Raw genomic sequence first — 23,914 nt, 5'->3', positions numbered from 1 at the left:
GTGAGGCGTGCGGTCGGTGGGGGGCGGATGCATCCGGGCGGCGACGGGCGTGATGCCGTCAGCTCATCAGGGGCGGGCCGTCGCAGAGTTTCGTGCTGACCGGGGTGGTGCCCTCGGGGACGACGGTGAAGCTCTGCTGCAGCAGGATCTCTCCGCCGATCTCGATGCCCATGGTCCAGGTGCCGTGCTGGATCTCGTAGTCGTCGTCGAAGTCGAACTGGGTCATCGAGGTGGCGAAGCTGTCGATCGTGATCTCGTAGCTTTCGCGAGTCACGCCGTTGGCGCCGAAGGGCGGGTGGGTAATGACGACGCGGCCGATCACCGGCAGCTCGCCCTCGGCCAGGCGGAAGCGCAGGCCGAAGCCGAGGCCCAGCTCTCCTGGCACGATGTCGGTGTGGAAATCGACGCGCGGGTCGCCCGAGATCAGGTCGATCACCCCGCGTTCGGTGTCGGGCGCCTCCATCTGGCCGGAGGGTTCATCGGGGCAGAAGACACCGAATTCCTCGAGCACCACGGGGGGCCGGACAAAGTTGTTGCCGGCCTGCGCGAGGGCAGGGCCGGCAACGATCAGGGTCAGAATCGCGAGGGCGCGCATCAGCCGATGGCAGCCGCTTTCACGTCGTCGTCGATGTAGGGCACGTACTGTTCGAAGTTGTTGGCGAACATGCCCACAAGCTTCTGTGCCTGCGCGTCGTAGGCGGCGGGGTCTTCCCAGGTGCGGCGCGGGTCGAGCAGGACCTCGGCCACGCCCGGCACGGCGACCGGCACGTCGAAGCCGAAGTTCGGGTCCTTGCGGAACTCAGCATCGTTGAGCGAGCCGTCGAGCGCGGCGGTCAGCAGGGCGCGGGTCGCGCGGATCGGCATCCGCGAGCCGGTGCCGTAGGCGCCGCCGGTCCAGCCGGTGTTGACCAGCCAGCAGGTCGCGCCGTGCTTGGCGATCTTTTCGCGCAGCAGGTTGCCGTAGACCTCGGGACGGCGCGGCATGAAGGGCGCGCCGAAGCAGGTGGAGAACGTGGGCTCGGGCTCGGTCACGCCGCGCTCGGTCCCGGCCACCTTGGAGGTGAAGCCCGACAGGAAGTGGTACATCGCCTGCGCCGGGGTCAGCCGGGCGATCGGGGGCAGGACCCCGAAGGCGTCGCAGGTCAGCATGATGACGTTCTTGGGGTGGCCACCGAGCGCGGTGTCGCTGGCGTTGGAGATGTACTCCAGCGGGTAGGCGCAGCGCATGTTGGCGGTCAGGCTGTCGTCGTCGAAGTCGAGGTCGAAGGTTTCGGGATCGAAGACCATGTTCTCGATCACGGTGCCGAACTTGGTCGTGGTCGCGAAGATCTCGGGCTCGGCCTCGGCGCTCAGGTTGATCGTCTTGGCGTAACAGCCGCCTTCGAAGTTGAAGGTGCCGCGGTCGGACCAGCCGTGTTCGTCATCGCCGATCAGCGTGCGGTTCGGGTCGGCCGACAGGGTCGTCTTGCCGGTGCCCGACAGGCCGAAGAAGACGGCGGTGTCGACCGGGTTGCCCTCGGCGTGGTTGGCGGAGCAGTGCATCGGCATGATGCCCTTTTCCGGCAGCAGGTAGTTCAGCAGGGTGAACACCGACTTCTTGTTTTCGCCCGCGTATTCGGTGCCGCCGATCAGGATGAGCTTCTTGTCGAAGTTCAGCGCGATCACCGTGTCGGTGCGGCAGTCATGCTTGGCCGGGTCGGCCTTGAAGCTGGGGCAGTTGATGATGGTGAAGTCGGCGACGTAGTCGTCGAGCGCGCTCAGCTCGGGGCGGCGCAGCAGGTGGCGGATGAAGAGGTTGTGCCAGGCGAGTTCCGACACCACGCGCACGTTGATCGCGTGGGCCGGGTCGGCGCCGCCGATGAGGTCCTGCACGTAATAGGTGCGGCCCTTCATGTGGGCGAGCATGTCGGCATAGAGGGTATCGAAGCCCTCGGGCGACATGGCGGCGTTGTTGTCCCACCAGATCTTCTCGGCGACAGAGGGCGTCTTGACGACGTGCTTGTCCTTGGGCGAGCGGCCGGTGAACTTGCCGGTGGTGACCAGCAGGGCGCCGCCCTGGCCCAGGGTGCCTTCGCCGTTCTTCAGAGCGGCCTCGACCAGCGCGGGCTCCCTGAGGTTGTAATAGACATCTCCGAACCCTTCGATCCCCTGATCCTCGAGGCGGAACTTCGGGTTCACCCGTCCAAATGCCATATTCCAATGCTCCTCATGGCCGCGCCTGTGCGGCAGTCCTTTGTCCGGCCGGAGCGGCGACGCGCAAGGGCAGCGCCACCTCGGCATGGGCGGCTCTTAACATGCCGCGTCGGTGAGGGAACAGGACGGTTTGGCGCAGTTAGCGCAACCAAGCGGGGTTTATCGCAAACACCTGCCTGCTCTCTGCGCTGCGGCGAGAAGATTAAGGCCGTCCTAAGACATTTTCGCCACATTTCGGTCGGCACGGTTCGTCCGATTCGCGTTTGGGGATTGATTGGCGTTGCCGATTGTGCGGATAGTCCCAAAAAACATACAAAAAATTTGTGCTGAGTGGTACGAAGGATAACGGAAATGTCGAAGATCGCCCTTGTGGACGATGACAGGAATATCCTGACATCGGTTGCAATGACGCTTGAGGCCGAAGGCTTCGACGTCGAGACCTACAACGACGGACAGGCCGCGCTCGACGCGTTCAACAAGAAGCTGCCCGACATGGCTGTCCTCGACATCAAGATGCCCCGGATGGACGGCATGGACCTGCTGCAGCGCCTGCGGCAGAAGACGTCGATGCCCGTGATCTTCCTCACCTCCAAGGATGACGAGATCGACGAGGTGCTCGGCCTGCGCATGGGCGCGGACGACTACGTGAAAAAGCCCTTCAGTCAACGACTTCTGGTTGAACGCATCCGCGCGCTGCTGCGCCGCCAGGACGCGGTCGCCGGCGAGGTCGTGGGCGACACCGAGGACACCAAGGTGATGGAGCGGGGCGAGCTGCGGATGGACCCGCTGCGGCATTCGGTGTCGTGGAAGGGGCAGGACGTGTCGCTGACCGTGACCGAGTTCCTGCTGCTGCAGGCGCTGGCCCAGCGGCCCGGTTTCGTCAAGAGCCGCGACCAGCTGATGGACGTGGCCTACGACGACCAGGTCTATGTCGACGACCGCACCATCGACAGCCACATCAAGCGTCTGCGCAAGAAGATGCGGAGCGTCGATTCGGATTTCTCCGCGATCGAGACGCTCTACGGAATCGGCTACCGCTACAACGAAGAGTGACATGGCGCTCGTCGAGGGCATCAACCTGGCGGACGAGCGGTCCGAGAAGACGGCTGACGTCGTTCTCGGAGACGATTTCGTTGCGCCGCACGCCGTCCTGGAGGACGAGCAGCGCGCCCGGCGGGAACGCCGGGGGGTGTTTTCCCTCAAGCAATCGCCGCTGACGCGGAAGATCATCGTCTTCAACCTGATCGCGCTGAACGTGCTGGTGGCGGGGATCCTGTACCTCAACGCCTCGCGCGACAGCCTGGTGCAGCAGCGCGCCCGCGCGCTGGCCAGCGAGGCCGAGCTGGTCGCCGACGTGTTCGAGGTTCAGGCGGCGTCGGGCAGCGACGCGGTGGCGCGGACGCTGGCGGGGCTGGACTTGCGGCAGGGCGTGGAGCTCTACCTCTTTGACGGCGAGGGCACGCTGACCGGCAAGGCGACCGGGTCGGGCTTTGCCGGCGCGACGGCGACCGAGGCGCGGCAGGCCCCGACGATCATCACCGATTTCCTCAACGCGCTCTGGTCCGGGGCGACGACCGTGTTCTCTTCGGGCCGCCGGGTGACCGAGCCCGAGCCGCTGCGCGACCAGGTCGAGGCGATGGTGGCGGCACATCCCGATGGCGGCGTGCCGGTGCGGACCGGGCGCAGCGAGGCGGGATCGTTCTTTGCGGTGACTTCACCGGTGCAGGTGGACGGCCAGCGGGTCGGCACCGTGGCGCTGGTGTCGAGCGCGGGCGAGATCGACGCGATGGTGCGGGCCGAGCGCGAGCGCGTGCTGCAGATGTTCGTGATCGCGACGCTGGTGTCGATCGGGCTGAGCCTGGTGCTGGCCTCGACCATCGCGAACCCGCTGTCGGACCTGGCCGCCGCGGCCGAGGTCGGGCGCGACCGCGACCCCAAGCGGATGTCGCCGAGCCGCGTGCGCATCCCCGACCTGACCGCCCGCCCGGACGAGATCGGGCGCCTGTCGGGTGCGCTGCGCGGGATGGTGTCGGCGCTTTACGACCGGATCGACGCCAACGAACAGTTCGCCGCGGACGTGGCGCACGAGATCAAGAACCCGCTCGCCTCGCTGCGGTCGGCGGTCGGATCGCTGCGCTTCGTCAAGAAGGACGAACAGCGGGCCAAGCTGCTCGACGTGATCGAACACGACGTGCGGCGGCTGGACCGGCTGGTGAGCGACATCTCCAACGCCTCCCGGCTCGATTCCGAGCTGGTGAAGGAGGAGGAAGAGGAATTCGACCTGCTCACCATGCTGGGCAACCTGAACGAATACCTCGGCCAGCAGGCGGGCGAGAAGGGCATCGACTTCATCAGCGACCTGCCGAAGAACCAGATCGTGATGCGCGGCCTCGAGGCGCGGCTGGCGCAGGTCTTCGTGAACCTGATCACCAACGCGATTTCGTTCTGCGAAGAGGGCGACGCGATCCGGGTCTGGGCGCGGCGGCGCGAGAACCGGGTGCTGATCGTGGTCGAGGACACCGGGCCGGGCATCCCCGACCAGTCGCTGACCAAGATCTTCAAGCGGTTCTATTCGCATCGCCCCGAGACCGATTTCGGCAACAACTCGGGCCTCGGGCTCGCGATCTCGAAGCAGATCGTCGAGGCGCATGGCGGCGTGATCTGGGCCGAGAACATCCGCCCGACCGATGCCGACATCACCTCGGAACCGCTTGGCGCGCGCTTCGTCGTCGGCCTGCCGGTCTGACCGGTGCCGGGCGCGGAGGACGATACGCATTCCCAGGATCCCGACGGGCGACGGCGCATCCACGCGACCGCCGTGTCCTACCAGGGCCACGGCCTGCTGATCACCGGCGCGGCCGGGTCGGGCAAGTCGGGGCTGGCGCTGAAGCTGATGGCGCTTGGCGCGCGGCTGGTGGCGGATGACCAGGTCGAGATCTGGCGTGTAGGTGCCACGCTGATGGCCGAGGCCCCCGCGGCGATCCGCGGCCGGATCGAGGCGCGCTATGTCGGCATCCTGAACGCCGAGCCCGCCGGACCCACGGAAATCGCGCTGGCCGTCGACCTCGACGTCGCGGAAACGGAGCGGCTTCCGCCGCGGCGCAGCACGAATTTGCTGGGAGTCATGATCCCGTTACTTCACAATGCCGACATCCCGCATTTTCCCGCGGCGATTCTTCTGTATCTGAGTCAGGGCCGCAGCGCCTAAGTACCTTCGAGCGGCCCGCGCCGCAGCACGCCATGCCAGAGACATCAGAGCTAGCCACGATCCCGCGCCTTGTCCTTGTCACCGGTCCTTCGGGCGCCGGGCGGTCGACGGCTATCCGCGTCCTGGAGGACCTGGGCTACGAGGCGATCGACAACCTGCCGCTGTCGCTGATGCCGCGCCTGCTGGACGGCGGGCAGGCGGGACGGCCGATGGCGCTTGGTATCGACGTGCGCAACCGCGACTTTTCCACCGGCGCGCTGATCGAGGCGATCGACACGCTGGGGACGCCCTGGTCGGACGCGGTCGAGGTGCTGTATCTCGACTGCCGCCCCGAGGTACTGCTGCGCCGCTTTTCCGAGACCCGCCGCCGCCACCCGCTGGCCCCCGCCGAAAGCCCCGAAGTGGGCGTGGAGCGCGAGATGGACCTGCTGACCCCGGTGCGGGCGCGGGCGGACGTGCTGATCGACAGCTCGGACCTGACGCCGCACGACCTGCGGGCGGAGCTGGAGCGCTGGTTCTCGACCACGCGCGGGCAGTCGCTGGCGGTGTCGGTGCATTCGTTTTCGTACAAGCGCGGGGCCCCGCGCGGGTTGGACCTGATGTTCGACACGCGGTTCCTGCGCAACCCCTATTGGGAGGGCGCACTGCGGGCCCTCGATGGCACCGATCCGGCGGTGCAGGCCCATGTTTCGGGCGATCCGCGGTTCGAGGCGTTCTTTGCCAAGGTACTGGATCTGTGTGACATGCTGCTGCCGGCCTACGTGACCGAGGGCAAGGCGCACCTGGCCATCGGCTTCGGCTGTACGGGTGGCCAGCACCGGTCCGTGACCATGGCAGAGCGTCTGGCGAATGCCCTTGCGCAGCGTGGCTGGCAGGTGTCAATTAGGCACCGGGAGCTCGAGCGGCGTCAGGCAGGTGCCAATGTCTGAGGTTTTACCGGGAAGAGAGGGTATCCGGTCTTGATCGGAATCGTGATTGTCGCTCACGGGGGGCTGGCCCAGGAATACCAGTCTGCCATGGAGCACGTGGTGGGCACCCAGAAGGGGGTGCGCTCGATCTCGATCGAGGTGAACCACGACCGCGCCGGAAAACAGCGCGAGATCTGTGCCGCGGCGGATTCCGTCGACACCGGCGATGGCGTGGTGCTGGTGACGGACATGTTTGGCGGCTCGCCCTCGAACCTGTCGCTGCTGGCCTGCCAGCCGGAAAACCGTCGGATCCTCTATGGCGCCAACCTGCCCGCCCTGATCAAGCTGGCGAAATCGCGCCACATGGCCTTGCCCGACGCCGTCAGGGCTGCGACCGAGGCCGGACGCAAGTACATCGACAGCCAGAATGTCGGTCGGGTGGAATAGGGAACCAAGGCGTCCATGAGCGAGAAGATCGTCCGCAAGCTGGAGATCGTGAACGAGAAGGGTCTGCATGCCCGCGCCTCGGCCAAGCTGGTCGAGGTGGTCGAGGGGTTCGACGCGCGGGCGGAAGTGACCTGCCAGGGACAGTCGGCCCCCGGCGACAGCATCATGGGCCTTTTGATGTTGGCAGCTTCCAAGGGAAGCACTATCGAGGTCGAAACCTCGGGGCCCGACGCGAACGCGCTGGCGGATGCGCTGCAGGCACTGGTCGCGGACCGGTTCGGGGAAGACATGTGAGGCTTGGTACGGCCGCAGGGTAGACTTGGTGGACGGCACACATAACCCCATTGCTGGGTCGGACCGGATCGAACCGGAGTCCGACATCAAATACGACCGCCGCAGCCTGACCTATTCCACCAGTTTCGAGGACCCGGTGAAGCGGAACGTGATCCGCGGCATCGAGTGGATGACCGGGAAGCTGACCATCCTGCGCCTGATCCGGGAGTTCGAGCGCCGCGGTCCGCCGCAGGACGCGACCTTCTGGGACGCCTGCCTCGACACCATGCAGATCGACATCACCACGCCCGCGGCGCAGATCGCGCGGATCCCTTCGGACGGGCCCGTGGTGTTGGTGGCGAACCATCCGCACGGCATGGTCGACGGCATGGTGCTGGGTGCGCTGATCGCGCGGCGGCGGCAGGATTACCGGATCCTCACGCGGTCGCTGCTGACGGCGATCGACGAGGTCGCTTCACGCTACCTGCTGCCGGTGCCGTTCCCGCACGACCCGGACGCGCAGCGCAAGTCGGTGCTGATGCGGGCCGAGGCGATGGAAGTGCTGAAGGGCGGCGGGCTGGTCGGGCTGTTTCCCTCGGGCGTGGTGTCGGCGTCCGAGACGATGTTCGGCCCGGCGGTCGAGGCGGAGTGGAACGTCTTTACCGCGCAGCTGATCCGCCGGTCGGGCGCGACGGTGGTGCCGGTGTTCTTTCCCGGCGCCAATTCGCGCTGGTACCAGATGGCGAACCGGGTGTCGGCCACGCTGCGCCAGTCGCTCCTGCTGCACGAAATCGCGCATTCGGTGGGCAAGCCGCAGTCGCCGGTGATCGGGGCGCCGATCGCGCCGGCGGACATGGGATTGCTCAGGGAGAACCCGCGCGAGTTCATGGCCTGGCTGCGGGCGCACACGCTGGCGCTTGGCCAGGCGGATCAGCAGGGGCTGGCGAAAACCGCGACCCAGTAGGTGCGGCCCTGCGCTTCGGCGCGGGCGGCGCCGGCAAAGCGCACGTCGGGCAGCAGCACGTTGGCGCGGTGGCCGGGGCTGCGCATCCAGGTGGTCACCACCTCCTGCACGTCGGGCTGGCCGAAGGCGATATTCTCGGCCGCCATGCAATAGCGGAAGCCCTGGGCGCGGATCCGGTCGCCCATGGTGCGGCCATCGCGCGAGCGGTGGTCGAGGTAGCCCTGGCGGGCCATGTCCTGCGCGTGACCGGCGGCGGCGAGGGCGAGCAGGGGATCGGCCTCGTAGGCGCGCAGGCCGCGGGCGGCACGGGCGGCGTTCATCGCGGCGACGAGGTCGTCGGCAAAGGTGGCGGTGGCCTGCGCGTCCTGCGTCGGGCGCATCTGGGCCGCCACGGGCCCGGCCAGCAGCAGGGCAAGGAAGAGCGCCGCGATCCTCATGACGCGAGCGCCCGGGCGAGGGCGCGCTGGCGGTCCAGCACGCGGGGCAGGTCGATGGTGGCAAGGTGGCCGTCGCGCACGACCTGCCGCCCCTCGACAAAGAGGTCGCGGACACGGGTCGGCCCGGCGAGGAGGAGGGCGGCGGGATCCCAGCTGCCGGCGCTTTCGACGCCGCGGGTGTCCCAGATCGCGATGTCGGCGCGCTTGCCCGGGGCGAGGCGGCCGCAGTCGGGACGGCCCAGCACGTCGGCGCCGCCGCGGGTGGCGATTTCCAGCGCCTCGCGGGCGGACATGGCATCGGCGCCGTTGGCGACCCGCTGGAGCAGCATGGCCTGCCGCGCCTCGGAGACGAGGTTGCCGCTGTCGTTCGAGGCCGAGCCGTCGACGCCGAGGCCGACCTTGACGCCTGCGTCGCGCATCCGGCGCACGGGGGCGATGCCGGACCCGAGGCGGCAATTGGAACAGGGGCAATGGGCGACGCCGGTGCCGGAGCGGGCGAAGAGGTCGATCTCGTGCCTGTCGAGCTTCACGCAATGGGCGTGCCAGACATCCGCGCCGGTCCAGCCGAGGTCTTCGGCGTACTGGCCGGGGCGGCAGCCGAACTGGGCCTGGGAATAGGCGATGTCCTCGTCGTTCTCGGCCAGGTGGGTGTGCAACATGACGCCCTTGTCGCGGGCCAGCAGGGCGGCGTCGCGCATCAGCTCGCGGCTGACCGAGAAGGGCGAGCAGGGGGCGAGGCCGACGCGGACCATGGCGCCCTCGGCGGCGTCGTGGAAGGTGTCGACGACGCGGATGCAGTCGTCGAGGATCGCGGCCTCGTCCTCGACGAGGCTGTCGGGGGGCAGGCCGCCCGCGCTTTCGCCGATGCTCATCGAGCCGCGGGTCGGGTGGAAGCGCAGCCCGATCTCGCGCGCGGCGTCGATCGTGTCGTCGAGGCGCGCGCCGTTCGGGTAGAGGTAGAGGTGGTCGCTGCTGAGGGTGCAGCCCGAGAGCGCCAGTTCGGCCAGCCCGGTGAGGGCGGAGATGCGCATCTCCTCCGGGCCGAAGCGCGACCAGATCGGATAGAGCGTCTGCAGCCAGCCGAAGAGCAGGGCATCCTGCCCGCCGGGCACGGCGCGGGTCAGCGTCTGGTAGAGGTGGTGGTGGGTGTTCACGAGGCCCGGGGTCACGACGCAGCCCGTGGCGAGGACGGTTTCGCCGGTGGTGGCGAGGCCCGGCCCGAGCGCGGCGACCACGCCGTCGCGGACCAGGATATCGGCGCCCGACAGCTCGCGGCGCTGGTCGTCCATCGTCAGGATGTGGTCCGCGCCGCGGATCAGGATCTCGGCCATGGGTTATTCTGCGACCAACGGGGCCAGGATGTCGAGCGCGGCGCGATGGATTTCGGGATTGGCCGCGGCCAGCGCTCGGCCGCCGGCATGCACCGGGTTGCCGTGCCAATCGGTGACGATGCCGCCCGCCGCCTCGATCACCGCGATCGGGGCCTGGATGTCGTAGGCGTGCAGCCCGGCCTCGATCACCAGGTCGATCTGGCCGGCGGCGATCAGGGCATAGGCGTAGCAGTCCATGCCGTAGCGGACGAGCTTGACCCGGTCGGCCACGGCGCGGAAGGCGGCGCCTTCGTCCGGGGTGCCGACCTCGGGGAAGGTGGTGAAAAGGATCGCCTCGTCGAGCGTCGCCGTGGCGCGCGTCGCCAGCGGGCGCTGGCCGAGGGGGCCGGTGCTGGTGGCCGTGCCGAAGCCGCCCCAGAACCGTTCGCCGGTGTAGGGCTGGTCGATCATGCCGAAGTCGGGCCCGTCGGCACCGCCGACGGCGATCAGGACGCCCCAGGTCGGGGTGCCGGACATGAAGCCGCGCGTCCCGTCGATCGGGTCGAGCACCCAGGTCAGACCGCTGGTGCCGTCCTTCAGGCCGTACTCTTCGCCCAGGATGGCGTCGTCGGGCCGGCGGTCAGCCAGCACGGCCCGCATCGCCTGTTCGGCGGCGCGGTCGGCGACGGTCACCGGATCGAAGCGGGCGACCTCCTTGTTCTCGGCCGCCAGTCCCCCGGCGGCGCGAAAATGCGGAAGGATCGCCCCACGCGCGGCATCCGCCATCGCATGGGCCGTTTCGATGATGTCCTGGGAAGTCTCTTTCGCCATCCTGCCGTCCTGTTCTGGCCGCGTGTCATACACGGGCTAGCGCAGGCGGCGCCGGGGCTCAAGCGACGTCGCTGAGCACCCGGGCGAGTTCGAAGAGGCGACGCCGCTGATTTTCAGGAATGGCGTAGTAGGAGCGGATCAGGTCCAGCGCCTCCTTGTCGCCCATCAGGTCCGCGGGAATGTCCCCGGCGGATTCCTTTTCAGCGGCATCAGAGTCCAGACCTTCGAAGAAAAAGCTCACTGGTACATCCAGCGCGTCGGCGATGTCCCACAACCGGGAGGCGCTGACACGGTTGGCACCGGTCTCATACTTCTGGATCTGCTGGAACTTGATGCCCACACGCTCTGCCAGCTGCTGCTGGGTCATGCCGACAAGCCACCTACGGTGGCGAATCCTCTTGCCGACATGCACGTCTACTGGGTGGGTCATATTGCGCGGCTCCCTAAACTTCCAGTCATCCTCAACCGCCCTGGACCCCGCAAAAAGGCCAGCCGGTTGAATTTACCATGTTTCTTTGCGCCACGCATCCCAACAGCGCCAAAAAACAATACCAGTATTTCGTGTTCGATCAAGCTTGACGCGGTTAACTTGTTGTCAGCAGCCCCAGCGTCACCTTCCCCGTACGTCAATTCGTGACGTCCCGTCATTCGCTTGTCAATAACGCTGACTTGCCGGGAGGATGCATTTGTCGCGGGGCTGTTTGACTTTGCCCCGCCGGGCGCCCTAACTCGCGCCTGCGTTGCAGCTGCAGGAGGGCGTCATGAAGGCATTCACGGTTCGTGAAAAGGGGGCGGAGCCCGCGCTGGTCGAGGTCGAAAAGCCCTTGCCGACAAAGGGTTGCACCCTTGTCCGGGTGCACGCCTGTGGGTTGAACTTCGCCGACCTGCTGATGGTCCGCGGCACCTACCAGGAGACCCCCGAACCCCCCTTTACGCTGGGCATGGAGGTGGCCGGCGTGGTGGCCGCCGAGGACCCGGCCGGGGGTGGTCCCGGGGTGGGAACACGGGTGGCGGTCTATGGCGGGAATGGTGGTCTTTCCGAATACGGACTGTTTCCAACCGAGCGACTGGTGAGCCTGCCTGACAGCGTGGATTTCGCCGATGCGGCAGCCCTTCCGATCGCCTACGGCACGAGTCACGTGGCGCTGGACCACAAGGCCCGGCTGCAGCCGGGAGAGACCCTGCTGGTGCTGGGGGCGGCGGGCGGTGTCGGCCTGACCGCGGTCGAGATCGGCAAGCTGATGGGCGCGCGGGTGATCGCCTGCGCCCGGGGCGCCGACAAGCTGGCGGTGGCGCGGGCCGCCGGGGCCGATCACCTGATCGACGCCGAGACCGACGACATCCGCGCGGCGGTCAAGGCACTTGGCGGGGCGGACGTGGTCTATGACCCGGTCGGCGGCGCCCAGTTCGAGGCGGCGTTCCGTGCCACCAACCCGGAGGGGCGCATCCTGGTGATCGGGTTCGCCAGCGGCGACATCCCCGAGGTGAAGCCCAACCATATGCTGGTCAAGAACATCGACCTGCTCGGGTTCTACTGGGGCGGCTACATGAAGTTCCGGCCCGCGGTGGTGACCGACAGCCTGGCGCAGCTCTTCCGCTGGCTGGAGGAGGGGCGGATCCGTCCGCACATCAGCCACCGGCTGCCGCTGGACCAGGCGGCCGAGGGGCTGGACCTGCTGCGGCGCCGCGCCTCGACCGGGAAGGTGATCATCGAGCCGTGAGGCGGCTCAGGCGCGCAGCGTAACCTCGCGCAGCGGCGCGCGCCAGGCGGTGTCGGGCGCGGTGAAGCCGGCGCAGAGCATGTCGGCCAGCCGGTTCGACACGTCGTTGCCGCCGCGCGATTGGCGGTAGAGGCAGATCTTCTGGGTGCCGAGCGCGGGAAGTTCCCCGCCGTGGTCGACCCGGACGAGGTGCGGCGGCTCGGTCCCTTCGAGCATCGCGCCGATGGCGAGGTCGGCGGTGATCGTCGCCTCGACGGTGCGGTCCTGCGCGGTTTCGACGGCGTTTTCCCAGTCGATGCCCGCATCCTCGAGCGCGCGGATGGTGGCGGGCCGGAAGATGCAGGTGCGGGCCGAGGCGTAGCGGATCGGCCGCTGGCGCCAGGCGGAGCCGCCGGGCGCGCCGATCCAGCAGAGCGGCCGTTCATCCAGCACCTCGGCATTGGCGTCGGGAGTGGATTCCGTGGTCAGGATGACGTCGATCTCGCCCTTGGCGAACTCGGGCTTGAGCAGAGAGGTGTAGGCCGAGATCAGCTGCACCTTCATGCGCGGGAACTCGGCGTTGAAGCGTTGCAGCACGCGGGGCAGCACCGGGTAGACGATGTCGTGCGGCACGCCCAGCACGATCTCGCCCTCGAAGGTGGGAGAGGTCATGCGCGCCATCGCCTCGTCGTTGAGGTCGACGATGCGCCGGGCATAGCCGAGGAGCTGTTCGCCGGCCGCCGTCAGCTCGATCCGCCGGTTGGCCCGGTCGAAGAGCGTCTGGTCCAGGGTTTCCTCGAGCCGCTTGAGCTGCATGGAAACGGCGGACTGGGTGAAGTTCAGCACGCCCGCCGCGCGGGTGACGCCGCCGTGATCCGCCACCGCCACGAAGGAGCGCAGGGCGGTCATGTCGAGGTTTCGCATATCATCACCGATCTTGATGAAGTGGGCCAAAAACATTCATTTCCAATATTGATCATGGATCGCCATATACATCAACAGGAATTATCGAAGACCCCTTAACCATCAAGATCATGAAAGGATGAGACGATGGCCACGCTGACCTCCCGGCGCGCCGCTTATGCCGCATCCGGCAGACCCGGTTCGCTCATCGGCCGCGCGTTCGCGCTTCTGGGCCTCCACAACAGCCGCCGTTCGCTGGCGCAGCTCGACGCTTCGCTGCTGGACGACATCGGTGTCACCCGCGAACAGGCGATGCGGGAATCGCGCCGCAAGATCTGGGACGTACCGAGCAATTGGCGCGGCTGAGATCGCCCGCGGGACGGGCCCTGTCGGAAAAGTGAGAACCGCGTTCCCAAGGGAGCGCGGTTTCGCATATCTGAGACTTGAAAAGATGCCTGCGGTTCCCGATATTTGATCGCAAAGCCTCGGGTGAGGGGCATCAGATCAATCTGGAGGAATGGATGGCTGAACCGCAAACGATCCGTCAGACGGCTGGCACGAGAGGTGCAGTCATCGACGAGGGCCTTCGCGCCCACATGAACAAGGTCTACGGGACGATGTCGGTCGGCATGCTGCTGACCTTTCTCGTCGCCTGGGCCGTGGGGTCGAACGAGGCCCTGCTGAGCATCTTCCGCGACCCGATGACGCTGCAGCCCAACATCCTGGGCTGGATCGCGATGTTCGCGCCGCTGATCATGGTCTTCGCCTTCGGCGCCGCCATCAACAAGCTCTCGGCCGCCGGCGCGCAGCTGTTCTTCTACGCCTTCGCGGCGGTGATGGGCCTGTCGCTCAGCTGGATCTTCGTGGCCTTCACCGGCGTGTCGATCGCCCAGGTGTTCCTGGTGACCGCGATCGCCTTTGCGGGCCTGTCGCTCTGGGGCTACACCACCAAGAAGGACATCTCGGCCTGGGGGTCGTTCCTGATCATGGGCGTGATCGGCATCCTGGTCGCCTCGATCGTCAACATCTTCCTCGGCTCGCCCGCGCTCTACTTCGCGATCTCGATCCTGGGTGTGCTGATCTTCGCGGGCCTGACCGCCTACGACACGCAGAACATCAAGAACACCTACCTGCAGATGGCCCACACGGGCGACCAGGAGTGGCTGGGCAAGGCCGCCATCATGGGCGCGCTGAGCCTCTACATGGACTTCATCAACATGTTCATGTTCCTGCTGCAGCTCTTCGGCAACCGCGAATAAGCGCGGCGGAGCAGAGTAAAAGAGAACCCCCGCCCGAGGATGCTCGGGCGGGGGTTTTCGTTTGTGCGGGGCATGGCTGAGGGGGAAGGGGGGTGGAACCCCACCCTGCGGTTCAGCTGTTGGGCAGGCTCTCGGCCATGGCGGCCCAGAGCGTCTCGACCGGCTCGATCCCCACCGAGAGGCGGACGAAGCCGGGCGCGACGGCGTCGCCCCAGCGGGCGCGGCGTTCGGCGCTGGTGTGCACGCCGCCGAAGGACGTCGCGGGCTGGATCAGGGTGCAGGAATTGATGAAGCTCTCGGCCACCGCCTCGCTCTCAAGGGTGAAGCTGATCAGGAAGCCGCCATGCGCCATCTGCGTCAGCGCCGGGTGGTTCGACATGCCGGGATAGCGCAGGTCGGAGACGGCCGGATGCTCGGCCAGACGGGCGGCGATGACCTCGGCCGTGGCGACCATGCGGGACAGGCGCAGTTCCAGCGTCTCGAGCCCGCGCAGGGTCAGCCAGGCCTCGAACGGGCCGGGGATGCCGCCGGCCAGCTTGCGCCAGTCCTTCATCCGGGCAAAGAGCGCGTCGTCGCGGGTGGCGACGTGGCCCATCAGCAGGTCGGAATGGCCGTTCGGCGCCTTGGTGTCAGACGCGACCACGATGGCGGCGCCCAGGTCCAGCGGGCGCTGGCCGAGCGGGGTCATCGTGGTGTTGTCGACCACCAGAAGCCCGCCCGCGGCGTGGACCGCATCGGCCACGGCGCGGATGTCGCAGAGCTCGAGCCCCGGGTTCGAGGGGGTTTCGAGGAAGACGAGGCGGAACCCGTCGAAGCCGCCTTCGGCAAATCGGGCGGTGTCGCGCAGCACCATCTCGACGCCCAGGGCCTTGAGGAACTGGTCGGCCAGCAGGCGCGTGGTGTAGTAGCCGTCGGTCGGCACGAGGATGCGGTCGCCCGCCGAGAGGCACGAGAAGAGCGCAGCCGAGATCGCGCCCATGCCCGACGGGAAGGCGATCGAGGGCGCCTGTTCCAGATGGCCAAGCGCCGCTTCGAGCGCGGCCCAGGTGGCGTTGTCCATGCGGCCGTAGCCGGGCACGCCCGCCGGGTCGCCGGGCAGGTGGAACATCGACGCCATCTCGACCGGGGTGACGACGGGCGCGCCCTTGTCGAGCCCCTCGGCGCGCAGGTGCAGCAGGCGGGCGGCGAGATCTTGGTCAGACATAGGAAGGCTCCTTCATTTCGGCGTTTCGGCGCCAGCTATGCGGATCGCCGCGGGAACCGCAAGCGCAACCCCGCCTCTTCATCTTGCCCGGTAAACTCCGGGGGAGTCGGCGCATCGCGCCGACGGGGGCTGGCCCCCCGCTGCAGCCGCCGCAAGCGAAAGGGGCGGACCCTGCGGCCCGCCCCTCTTGTCCGTCCCGGTGGCCGCGCCTCAGCGCAGTTCGGGGTGCTTGTAGTCCTCGAGCAGGCGCTGGCGGAGGGTCAGTTTCGACACCTTGCCGGTGGCGGTCAGCGGCAGGTCCTCGACCCAGATGATGTCGTCGGGCAGCTGCCACTTGGCGAAATGTTCGAGCATCAGGCCCTGCAGGTCGTCGAGCGTCGGCTTCTCCTCGCCGGCGGCGACGGCCACGAGGACCGGGCGTTCGTCCCATTTCGGGTGCGGCACCGCGATCACCGCGGCGCTGGCGATGCCGGGATGCGCCATGGCGACGTTCTCGAGGTCGATGGAGGAGATCCACTCGCCGCCCGATTTCACCAGGTCCTTGGCGCGGTCCTGGATCGACAGGACGCCGTTCGGGTCGATCGAGGCGACGTCGCCGGTGCCGAACCAGCCCTCGGCGTCGAGCGCCTTGGCGGTGGCTTCCTCGTTCTTGAAGTAGCCCGAGACGACGGTGTTGCCGCGCACGAACAGTTCGCCGACCGCGTCGCCGTCCTTGGGCAGTTCCTTGCCGGCCTCGTCGACGATCTTGAACTCGACGCCGAAGCAGCGGCGGCCCTGCTTCTGCTTCATGTCGAGCTTCTCTTCCAGCGGCGCGTCCTTGAGCGTCGCGGGCAGGACACCGTGGGAGCCCACCGGGCTCATCTCGGTCATGCCCCAGGCGTGGGAGACGGAGGCGCCCATTTCCTCGAAGCCCTTGATCAGCGAGCGCGGCGCGGCGGAGCCGCCGACGACCACGTCCTTGAAGCCCGCGGGCAGGCGGCCCTGCTTCTTGATCTCGGCCATCAGGCCCATCCAGATGGTCGGCACGCCCCAGGCGGAGTGCACCACCTCGTCGTCCATCAGTTTCCACAAGCTCGGGCCGTCGAGGGCCGGGCCGGGAAAGACGATGGAGAGACCGGCCATCGGCGCGGAGTAGGGCAGGCCCCAGGCGTTCACGTGGAAGAGCGGCACGACGGGCAGCACCTTGGCGCCCTCGACGAAGCTGTCGGACTGCATGACGATGATCATCATCGCGTGCAGCACCGTCGAGCGGTGCGAGTAGAGCGCGCCTTTGGGGTTGCCGGTGGTGCCGGAGGTGTAGCAGAGGCCGGCTGCCGTGTTCTCGTCGAACTCGGGCCAGTCGATGGTGTCGGGCTGGCCGTCCAGCAGCTCTTCGTAGCAGAGCGCGTCGAACGGCATATCCTTCGGCATGTGGGCCCGGTCGGTCATGATCACAAAGGTCATGTCCTTGGGCAGGTGGTCCTTCACCGCGGCGATCAGCGGGACAAAGGTGGTGTCGAGGAACAGCAGTTTGTCCTCGGCGTGGTTGACGATGTAGATCAGCTGCTCGGCCGAGAGGCGCGGGTTGATCGTGTGGCACACCGCGCCGATGCCCGAGATCGCGTAGTAAAGTTCGAAATGCCGGTAGCCGTTCCAGGCCAGGGTTGCGACGCGGTCCCCCAATGCCACGCCGCGCGCCTTGAGCGCGTTGGCCAGCTGGCGGGTGCGCCGGACGGCCTCGGGATAGGTGTAGCGGTGGATGTCGCCCTCGGTCCGGACCGAGATGATTTCGCCTTGCGGATATTGCTCGGCGCCGAATTCAATAATGTCGCAGATCCGCAGCGGACGCTGCATCATCATACCCTGCATGGGTCTCCTCCCGTTTGCTGTTGCCGATTTGTTAACGCGGCCACATGGTGCGTGAAAGTAAATTCCGCAAAATGACGTAACGTGCTGGTGATGCCGCGCTGCGGCATGCCAAATACTAGGAAAACAAGGCGAATCCGCTGGTCACGGGCCTGTGGATTCCTATGGTAGCGCGAGATGAGAGATATGGGAGGCACATCGCGATGAAGGCTATCGTCTGCAATGAATTCGGTCCGCTGCAGGACCTCGAATACAAGGAACTGCCGGACCCGGTGGCGGGCAAGGGCGAGGTCCTGATCCGGGTCGAGGCCTGCGGCGTGAACTATCCCGACGGGCTGCTGGTGCAGGGCAAGTACCAGGTGCGGCCGGACCGTCCGTTCATTCCCGGCAGCGAAGTCGCGGGCGAGATCGTGGCCCTGGGCGAGGGCGTGACCGACCGCGAGGTCGGCCAGCGTGTCGTCGGCTATGCCGGGCAGACCGGCTATGCCTCGATGGCGGCGATCCCGGCCAAGGCGACCTTCCTGCTGCCCGAGGGCGCCGACGCCGCCGAGGCCTGCGCGCTGATCATCGCCTACGGCACCTCGCACCACGCGCTGAAGCAGCGCGCCAACCTGCAGCCGGGCGAGACGCTGGTGGTCTTTGGCGCGGCAGGCGCCACGGGCGTCGCCGCCGTGCAGCTCGGCAAGCTGATGGGCGCGACGGTGATCGCGGTGGTGTCGTCCGAGGAGAAGGGCAAGATCGCGCGGGACTGCGGCGCGGACCACGTGATCGGCTACGAAGGCCTGAAGGACAAGGTCAAGGAGCTGACCGGCGGCAAGGGCGCCGATGTCTGCTATGACGTGGTGGGCGGCGAGGCCTTCGATGCCGCGACCCGGTTCATGGGGCGCAACGGGCGCCTGCTGATCATCGGCTTCGCCAGCGGCGAGATCCCGAAGTTCCCGGTCAACCTGGCGCTGGTCAAGGAATACGCCGTGGTCGGCGTGTTCTGGGGCAATTTCACCCGCGCGGAACCGGCGGTCTATGCCGAGAACATGCGCGAGCTGCTGGGCTGGTTCGCCAGCAAGGAGATCAAGCCGCTGGTGGCCGGGCGGTTCCCGCTGCAGGAGGCGCCGGCGGTGCTGGAGAAGGTGCTGGGCCGCGGCGGCGTGGGGAAATTCGCGCTGATCCCTGAAGGGGTGTGACGCCACCGGCATCCGGTGTCGGGGAGAGGGGCCTTAGGGCCCCTTTTTCGTGCGCCGTGAAAAGGGCCGCAGGATGCGTGCCCGGACGCACCGCCGCGATCAGTACCCCACGCGGCTGACGGTGTTCACCAGTTCGACCAGCTTCGGCCCCAGCTCGTCCTCGAGCCGTTCCTTGGGCAGCGAGAAGGAATAGCCGCCGAGGTTGAAGGCGAGCATCGGCGTCTCGGGCTGGCGCGAGCGGTAGGGGACCGAGACCGCGTGCACGTCCTTCTGCCATTCCTTGATGCTGGTATAGTAGCCCTTGGCCGCGATCTGTTCGCGGGCGTCCTCGATCCCGTCGAGGATCTGGTTCAGCTTGTCCGGCGCGGTGCGTTCGCGGATGCGCTCCATGATCTCGGTGCGCTCGGCGTCGGTGGTGCCGGCGATGTAGGCGCGGCCGATCGCCGAGCGGGCCAGCGAGATCCGCGAGCCGACATCGAGCTGGAGCGATATCACCCCGAGCGAGCGGGCGCAGGAGATGTAGGTCATCGACATGTCGTCGCGCCCGCCAAGCGCCACCAGCACCCCGTCGCCGCAATCGTCGGCCAGCTTCTGCATGTAGACCTGCGCCGTCTCGCGGACGTGCAGCCCGGCAAGGCAGGCGTAGCCGAGCGAGAGCACGGGCACGCCCATGCGGTAGCGTCCGGTGTCGTCGTCATAGACCAGGTAGCCGGCCTTGAGCAGCGTGAAGGTCAGCCGCGACACGGTCGAATTCGGCAGGCCGGTGCGTTCCGCCAGGTCGGAATTTCCCAGCCCTGCCCGGTCGTTGGGGCTGAAGGCGCGCAGGATTTCGAGCCCGCGATAGAGCGAGGTCACGAACTGGCGGTCCGTGTTGCTCTTGTCGGCGTCCCTGGCCGTGTCGGTCATTCTCTTGCGCAAGTGGCGTCTCCGAAATTCCGCGATGCGGGTTTATCCCGCCTAGCTGTGGCTGATGGTCGCGGTCAAGAAATACATCGATTCAGCCCGCGGCGCGGTCGTCCTGTGTTGCCGCGAGCGCGCTGTCGGCCTCGGCCGCCGCGATCTCGCGCCACTGGACCTTGCCGGTGCCGCTGCGGGGCAGGGCGGGCACGAACCGGATGGCGTGGGGCACCTTGTAGGCGGCCATCTCGGCCCGGCACCAGGCGGCCAGCGCGGCCTCGTCCAGCGCCGCGCCGGAGCGGCGGACGACATGGGCGACGACCGTCTCGCCCCGGCGGGGATCGGGCAGGCCGACGACGCAGGCCTCGGCCACGTCGGGGTGGCGGTGCATCAGGGCCTCGACCTCGGCCGGCCAGACCTTGTAGCCGCTGGCGTTGATCATCCGTTTCAGCCGGTCGGTCATGTAGAAGTAGCCGTCGCCGTCGTAGAGCCCGATGTCGCCGGTGCGCAGGAAGCGCTTGCCGTCGATCTTGGTGAAGGCGGCAGCGGTGGCGGCGTCGTTGCGCCAGTAGCCGTCGAAGACCTGCGGCGCGGCGATCACGATCTCGCCGGCCTTGTCGGGGCCAAGCTCGTGTCCGTCGTCGAGGTCGATCACCCGCGCGTCGACATCGAAGACCGGGATGCCGAGGCACTGTTCGCGCGGTGCGTGGTTGGGGTTCATGTGGGTGACGCCGGCGGTCTCGGACATGCCGTAGCCCTCGACGATCTTGAGCCCGGTGAGGGCGTGCAGGCGGCGGGCGACCGCCTCGGGCACCGCGGCGCCGCCCGCGCCGATCAGGCGGAGCGAGGAGATGTCGGCCGGCGTGTCGTCGAGCGCCCGCATCAGGTCGATCACCATCGCGGTGATCGAGCGCCACATCGTCACCCGGTGCCGTTCGATCAGCCTGAGGGCGAGGGCGGTGTCCCAGCGGGTCATCTGCACCAGCGTCGCACCGGCGGCGAGCGGGGCGTTCATGCCGTTCTGCATGCCGGTGACGTGGAAGAAGGGCATCACCGTCAGGATCACGGTGTCGTCGGTGTAGGGCGCCATCGGCAGGTAGGTGTGGGTCACCTGCTGGATGTTGCGATGGCGGTGCACGCAGCCCTTGGGCTGGCCGGTGGTGCCGGAGGTATAGAGCAGCACGGCCAGGTCGTCGGGCCCCGCCGCGTGCGGGCCCGGGGCATGGTGCGCCTCGAGCGCCTCGCGCCAGCGGGTGATGCCGGGGCCGTCAACGTCGCTGTCGGACCGGTCGCGCAGCTCGGCGGGCATGTCGGCGCGGCCCTCGGGCGCGGCCATGTCGGCGCAGGCGGCGGCCAGCAGGTGGTCGAGCGCGCCGGAGGCCAGCTGCGGGCGCAGGTGATCGACCAGCTCGGTCCCGACGATGGCGATGCGGGCGCCGGAATCGCGCAGGATGTGGTCAAGCTCTGCCGCGCGGTACATCGGGTTTGCCGGCACCACGGCGGCATCGGCGCGCAGGATGGCGTAGTAGGCGATGATCCACTGCGGGCCGTTCTGCATGTCGATCACGACACGGTCGCCGCGGTCGACCCCCATCGAGGTCAGCCAGCCCGCGATCCGTTCGACATCATGCCAGAGCGCGGCATAGCTGATCCGCGCGCCGTAGTAGATCAGCGCGGTCCTGTCGGGCACACGCGCCGCCGTCGCCGCGAGGTTCTGGGCGACGGTGCGGTCGGGCACCGTGAGCGTGGTGGGCACGCCCGGTGGCCAGTGTTTCATGTGCAGGTCCGGCATCACACCTTCATGCCGGGCAGGTTCAGCGAGGCGGTGTTGCCGCCGTCCACCGGCAGGGCCTGACCCGTGATGTACGAGGCGTCGTCCGAAGCCAGGAAGCAGATCGCGGCGGCGATCTCCTCGGGCTTGCCGTAGCGGCGCAGCTCGCAGCGCGAGCCGAGCTTGTGTTCCTTGTCGTTCTCGCGGGCGTAGTCGAAGACGCGCTTGGTCATGCCGGTCTCGATCAACCCGGGGCAGACGGCGTTGACCCGCACGTTGTAGCCGCCGAGGTCGCAGGCCGCCGTCTGGGTCAGGCTGATGACGCCGGCCTTCGACGCCGAATAGGCGTTACCGCCCGCGCCCGAGCGGATGCCCGCGACCGAGGCGGTGTTCACGAAGGCGCCGGAGCCCTGGTCCTGCATAACCTTGCCTGCGTGCTTCAGGAAATGCGCGACGCCGAAGAGGTTCACGCCGATGACCGTCTTCCAGTCGTCCATGTCGTTGTCGGTGATCGGCTGGTAACCGCGCGAGACGCCGGCGTTGTTCGCCACCGCGTCGATCCGGCCCCATGCCTCCATCACCGCCGCGACGCAGGCCGCGACCTGTGCCTCGTCGCTGACATCGCAGGCGTGGGTCATCACCTCGCCCGCAGGTTTCGCGGCCTCGAGCGCGGCCGCGTCCCGGTCCACGATGCAGACCCTGGCGCCCTCGGCCGCCAGCCGTGCCGCGGTGGCACGGCCTATGCCGCTGGCGGCCCCGGTCACGATGGCGACCTTGCCGTCAAATCTCATGTGTAGTCCTCCCGTCCGCCACGTTGGCACGGAACGGTACACTGATCAATGGACGGAAATAGGTTCCGCGATGCGGATTTCACGCTGGTGTATTCTGCCAGTAGGGCTCGCGCAGTTCGCGTTTGAGGATCTTGCCGATCTCGGACCGGGGCAGGTCGTCGCGGAATTCGACGCGGCTGACGCGCTGGATCTTGCCCAACTGGCCGTTGGCCCAGTCGCGGATCGCGTCCGGGTCCGCGTCCTTCCGCGCCGGGACCACCAGCGCCAGCGGGGTTTCGCCCCAGTCGCGCGAGGGGATGGCGATCACGGCCACGTCGGTCACGTCCGGGTGCTTTCTCAGCACCTGTTCGAGGTCGGTCGCGTAGACGTTGAACCCGCCCGTGATGATCATGTCCTTCTTGCGGTCCAGCAAGTGGAGGAAGCCGTCCTCGTCCACCCGGCCCATGTCGCCGGTGCGGATGTAGACCTCGCCCTCGGGCGAGACCCAGGTCGCTTCCTCGGTCTTGTCGGGGGCGTTGTGGTAGCCGGGCATCATCGAGACGCCGCGGCCGACGATCTCTCCGAACTCGGTGATCGGGATTTCCTTGCCCTGCTCGTCGATCATCTTCATCTCGCAGCCCGGGTTGAGCTGGCCGACGGTGTCCCACTTGTCCGGGTGGGCGTCACAGTCGAGCGAGAAGGACGCGCCGCCCTCGGTCATGCCGTAGCTTTCCATCAGGTTGCCGGGCCAGCGAGACTGCACCTTGGCGATCACCACGCCGGGCAGGGGGGCCGAGGTCGACATCTTGCAGACGAAGGAGCTGAGGTCGTACTTGTCGAAATCCGGCTCGTCCATCAGGCGCATGTACTGCACCGGGACCAGCATGGAGTGGGTGACCTTGTACTTCTCGCTGAGGCGCAGGAATTCCTTGGTGTTGAACTTCGACATGATGACGGTGGTCGCGCCCTTGGTCTGGGCGGCGAGCGAGATTACCAGCGTGGTGTTCGAGTAGAGCGGCGTCGACATGATCTGGACCGAGGTGCCGTCCATCTTGTTGCGCGCGGCGCGGGTGTTCTGGCGGGCGCGGAAGCGGTGGTCGTGGACGATGCCCTTCGGGGTGCCGGTGGTGCCGGACGAGAAGATCATGTCGAAGAGGTTGTCGGGCGAGACCTCGGTCGGGGCGGCGGGCGCGGCATCGCCGATGTAGGCGTCGAGATCGCCCAGCGACACGACCCGGGCGGCGCCGAGACGGTTCGCCACGTCCATGTATTTTTCCGACGCGAAGAGCAGGATCGGGGCCGAGTTCTCGACCATCTTGGCCAGTGCGTCCTCGCTGGCCGAGAACGGCAGAGGGGCCATGCAGCCGCCGGCGTGCAGGACAGCGGTGTAGAGCGCGAAGTAGTCCGGCGAGTTTTCGCTCAGCCCCGCGACAAGGACGTCGGGACCGACGCCGTCGGCGTTCAACCGGGCCGCGATCCGGGCGACTCGGTCGGCATAGTGCTTCCAAGTCCAACTGGTGCCGGTCTCGTCACAGATGACCGCGATGGCGTCGGGCTTCTCGGCCGCCACCTTCTGCACCTCTGCGCCGTAATTGTAGAAGATATCCTCTTCCGGCGTCTTCGGCTCGATCTTGCCGCGGTGCGTGCGGAATGCGTCGCTCATCTGTCCGGACCTCCCTCTCCATGACTGAAATAGTTAGCTGGCACACTATACCTGACGTAAAGATGGCGTCAATATTCCGCTTTACGGAATAGTGTTCCACGACGTTGACAGTCGCGCCGACAGAGTGTCAGTTAGCGTCAACCTGAGGAG

The 23,914-nt window shown here is 67.5% G+C and carries 24 protein-coding genes; 11 read left to right on the top strand and 13 right to left on the bottom strand.

Annotated elements, in window-relative coordinates; genetic code table 11:
* Window positions 1-58: 58 nt before the first annotated feature.
* The gene (locus tag ACE2AC_RS09775; RefSeq protein ID WP_375691904.1) at window positions 59-595 is read right to left on the bottom strand and encodes a DUF3859 domain-containing protein; all 537 of its coding nucleotides are present in this window, start codon (window positions 593-595) and stop codon (window positions 59-61) included.
* Complete coding sequence (locus tag ACE2AC_RS09770) at window positions 595-2,193, bottom strand: phosphoenolpyruvate carboxykinase (RefSeq protein WP_375691903.1); 1,599 nt, start codon at window positions 2,191-2,193, stop codon at window positions 595-597. Before ACE2AC_RS09770 ends, ACE2AC_RS09775 begins: the two co-directional genes overlap by 1 nt.
* A gap of 351 nt (window positions 2,194-2,544) precedes the next feature.
* Here ACE2AC_RS09770 and ACE2AC_RS09765 point away from each other — a divergent pair, with 351 nt between their 5' ends.
* Genes ACE2AC_RS09765 through ACE2AC_RS09735 form a run of 7 tightly spaced genes read left to right on the top strand, consistent with a single transcriptional unit; the run spans window position 2,545 to window position 7,993 of the window.
* Window positions 2,545-3,246 carry a response regulator transcription factor gene (locus tag ACE2AC_RS09765; protein WP_375691902.1) on the top strand — a complete coding sequence of 234 codons (702 nt, stop codon included), beginning with the start codon at window positions 2,545-2,547 and terminating at the stop codon, window positions 3,244-3,246.
* A gap of 1 nt (window position 3,247) precedes the next feature.
* On the top strand, window positions 3,248-4,939 hold the full coding sequence (locus ACE2AC_RS09760; protein ID WP_375691901.1) for a sensor N-terminal transmembrane domain-containing protein: 1,692 nt from the start codon (window positions 3,248-3,250) through the stop codon (window positions 4,937-4,939).
* Between the two features lie 3 nt (window positions 4,940-4,942).
* Complete coding sequence (locus ACE2AC_RS09755) at window positions 4,943-5,401, top strand: HPr kinase/phosphorylase (RefSeq protein WP_375691900.1); 459 nt, start codon at window positions 4,943-4,945, stop codon at window positions 5,399-5,401.
* A 32-nt stretch (window positions 5,402-5,433) separates the two neighbouring features.
* Window positions 5,434-6,330 (top strand): RNase adapter RapZ, encoded by an 897-nt coding sequence (gene rapZ / locus ACE2AC_RS09750; protein WP_375691899.1) that lies wholly within the window; start codon window positions 5,434-5,436, stop codon window positions 6,328-6,330.
* 30 nt (window positions 6,331-6,360) lie between these two features.
* Window positions 6,361-6,756, top strand: coding sequence for a PTS sugar transporter subunit IIA (locus ACE2AC_RS09745; protein WP_375691898.1), 396 nt, complete (start codon window positions 6,361-6,363; stop codon window positions 6,754-6,756).
* 15 nt (window positions 6,757-6,771) lie between these two features.
* Window positions 6,772-7,050 carry an HPr family phosphocarrier protein gene (locus ACE2AC_RS09740; protein ID WP_375691897.1) on the top strand — a complete coding sequence of 93 codons (279 nt, stop codon included), beginning with the start codon at window positions 6,772-6,774 and terminating at the stop codon, window positions 7,048-7,050.
* A 25-nt stretch (window positions 7,051-7,075) separates the two neighbouring features.
* Window positions 7,076-7,993, top strand: coding sequence for a lysophospholipid acyltransferase family protein (locus ACE2AC_RS09735; RefSeq protein WP_375691896.1), 918 nt, complete (start codon window positions 7,076-7,078; stop codon window positions 7,991-7,993).
* Here the strand turns inward: ACE2AC_RS09735 and ACE2AC_RS09730 are convergent.
* From ACE2AC_RS09730 to ACE2AC_RS09715, 4 genes are read right to left on the bottom strand one after another with little or no spacing between them, the layout of a single operon-like run.
* Window positions 7,960-8,430, bottom strand: coding sequence for a CAP domain-containing protein (locus ACE2AC_RS09730; RefSeq protein WP_375691895.1), 471 nt, complete (start codon window positions 8,428-8,430; stop codon window positions 7,960-7,962). The two genes, ACE2AC_RS09735 and ACE2AC_RS09730, sit on opposite strands and share 34 nt — an antisense overlap.
* Window positions 8,427-9,761 carry an 8-oxoguanine deaminase gene (locus tag ACE2AC_RS09725; RefSeq protein ID WP_375691894.1) on the bottom strand — a complete coding sequence of 445 codons (1,335 nt, stop codon included), beginning with the start codon at window positions 9,759-9,761 and terminating at the stop codon, window positions 8,427-8,429. Before ACE2AC_RS09725 ends, ACE2AC_RS09730 begins: the two co-directional genes overlap by 4 nt.
* A gap of 3 nt (window positions 9,762-9,764) precedes the next feature.
* The gene (locus ACE2AC_RS09720) at window positions 9,765-10,571 is read right to left on the bottom strand and encodes an inositol monophosphatase family protein (RefSeq protein ID WP_375691893.1); all 807 of its coding nucleotides are present in this window, start codon (window positions 10,569-10,571) and stop codon (window positions 9,765-9,767) included.
* 58 nt (window positions 10,572-10,629) lie between these two features.
* Entirely contained in the window at window positions 10,630-11,001 is a 372-nt protein-coding gene (locus ACE2AC_RS09715; RefSeq protein WP_375691892.1) for a helix-turn-helix domain-containing protein, read from the bottom strand.
* A gap of 331 nt (window positions 11,002-11,332) precedes the next feature.
* Between ACE2AC_RS09715 and ACE2AC_RS09710 the strand changes: the two genes are divergently transcribed.
* Complete coding sequence (locus tag ACE2AC_RS09710) at window positions 11,333-12,292, top strand: NADPH:quinone oxidoreductase family protein (protein ID WP_375691891.1); 960 nt, start codon at window positions 11,333-11,335, stop codon at window positions 12,290-12,292.
* Window positions 12,293-12,298: 6 nt separating this feature from the next.
* Here ACE2AC_RS09710 and ACE2AC_RS09705 read toward each other — a convergent pair whose 3' ends face one another.
* On the bottom strand, window positions 12,299-13,195 hold the full coding sequence (locus ACE2AC_RS09705; protein ID WP_375692088.1) for a LysR family transcriptional regulator: 897 nt from the start codon (window positions 13,193-13,195) through the stop codon (window positions 12,299-12,301).
* Between the two features lie 126 nt (window positions 13,196-13,321).
* Between ACE2AC_RS09705 and ACE2AC_RS09700 the strand changes: the two genes are divergently transcribed.
* Together ACE2AC_RS09700 and ACE2AC_RS09695 are read left to right on the top strand one after the other, a co-directional pair.
* Window positions 13,322-13,540: a DUF1127 domain-containing protein gene (locus ACE2AC_RS09700; RefSeq protein WP_375691890.1), complete on the top strand. Its 219-nt coding sequence runs from the start codon at window positions 13,322-13,324 to the stop codon at window positions 13,538-13,540.
* A 155-nt stretch (window positions 13,541-13,695) separates the two neighbouring features.
* On the top strand, window positions 13,696-14,433 hold the full coding sequence (locus ACE2AC_RS09695) for a Bax inhibitor-1 family protein (RefSeq protein WP_375691889.1): 738 nt from the start codon (window positions 13,696-13,698) through the stop codon (window positions 14,431-14,433).
* A gap of 112 nt (window positions 14,434-14,545) precedes the next feature.
* On the opposite strand, the gene ACE2AC_RS09690 is transcribed toward ACE2AC_RS09695, so the two are convergent.
* A complete protein-coding gene (locus ACE2AC_RS09690; protein ID WP_375691888.1) occupies window positions 14,546-15,637 on the bottom strand; it encodes a cystathionine gamma-lyase in 1,092 nt (363 codons plus the stop codon).
* A gap of 210 nt (window positions 15,638-15,847) precedes the next feature.
* Window positions 15,848-17,485: a long-chain fatty acid--CoA ligase gene (locus tag ACE2AC_RS09685; RefSeq protein ID WP_375691887.1), complete on the bottom strand. Its 1,638-nt coding sequence runs from the start codon at window positions 17,483-17,485 to the stop codon at window positions 15,848-15,850.
* Window positions 17,486-17,685: 200 nt separating this feature from the next.
* Between ACE2AC_RS09685 and ACE2AC_RS09680 the strand changes: the two genes are divergently transcribed.
* A complete protein-coding gene (locus tag ACE2AC_RS09680; RefSeq protein ID WP_375691886.1) occupies window positions 17,686-18,663 on the top strand; it encodes an NADPH:quinone oxidoreductase family protein in 978 nt (325 codons plus the stop codon).
* Window positions 18,664-18,762: 99 nt separating this feature from the next.
* Here ACE2AC_RS09680 and ACE2AC_RS09675 read toward each other — a convergent pair whose 3' ends face one another.
* The 4 genes from ACE2AC_RS09675 to ACE2AC_RS09660 form a co-directional block, all read right to left on the bottom strand.
* Window positions 18,763-19,569: an IclR family transcriptional regulator gene (locus ACE2AC_RS09675; protein ID WP_375691885.1), complete on the bottom strand. Its 807-nt coding sequence runs from the start codon at window positions 19,567-19,569 to the stop codon at window positions 18,763-18,765.
* Window positions 19,570-19,660: 91 nt separating this feature from the next.
* Window positions 19,661-21,352, bottom strand: coding sequence for a long-chain-fatty-acid--CoA ligase (locus ACE2AC_RS09670; RefSeq protein WP_375691884.1), 1,692 nt, complete (start codon window positions 21,350-21,352; stop codon window positions 19,661-19,663).
* Window positions 21,352-22,122, bottom strand: coding sequence for an SDR family NAD(P)-dependent oxidoreductase (locus tag ACE2AC_RS09665; RefSeq protein ID WP_375691883.1), 771 nt, complete (start codon window positions 22,120-22,122; stop codon window positions 21,352-21,354). Before ACE2AC_RS09665 ends, ACE2AC_RS09670 begins: the two co-directional genes overlap by 1 nt.
* 79 nt (window positions 22,123-22,201) lie before the next feature.
* Complete coding sequence (locus ACE2AC_RS09660) at window positions 22,202-23,764, bottom strand: class I adenylate-forming enzyme family protein (protein WP_375691882.1); 1,563 nt, start codon at window positions 23,762-23,764, stop codon at window positions 22,202-22,204.
* Between the last annotated feature and the right edge of the window lie 150 nt (window positions 23,765-23,914).

Source organism: Pseudooceanicola sp. LIPI14-2-Ac024, from assembly GCF_042188925.1.
Classification (GTDB): domain Bacteria; phylum Pseudomonadota; class Alphaproteobacteria; order Rhodobacterales; family Rhodobacteraceae; genus Pseudooceanicola.
Note: the sequence above shows the minus strand (reverse complement) of the source record. Positions and strands in the feature narration are given on the sequence as shown.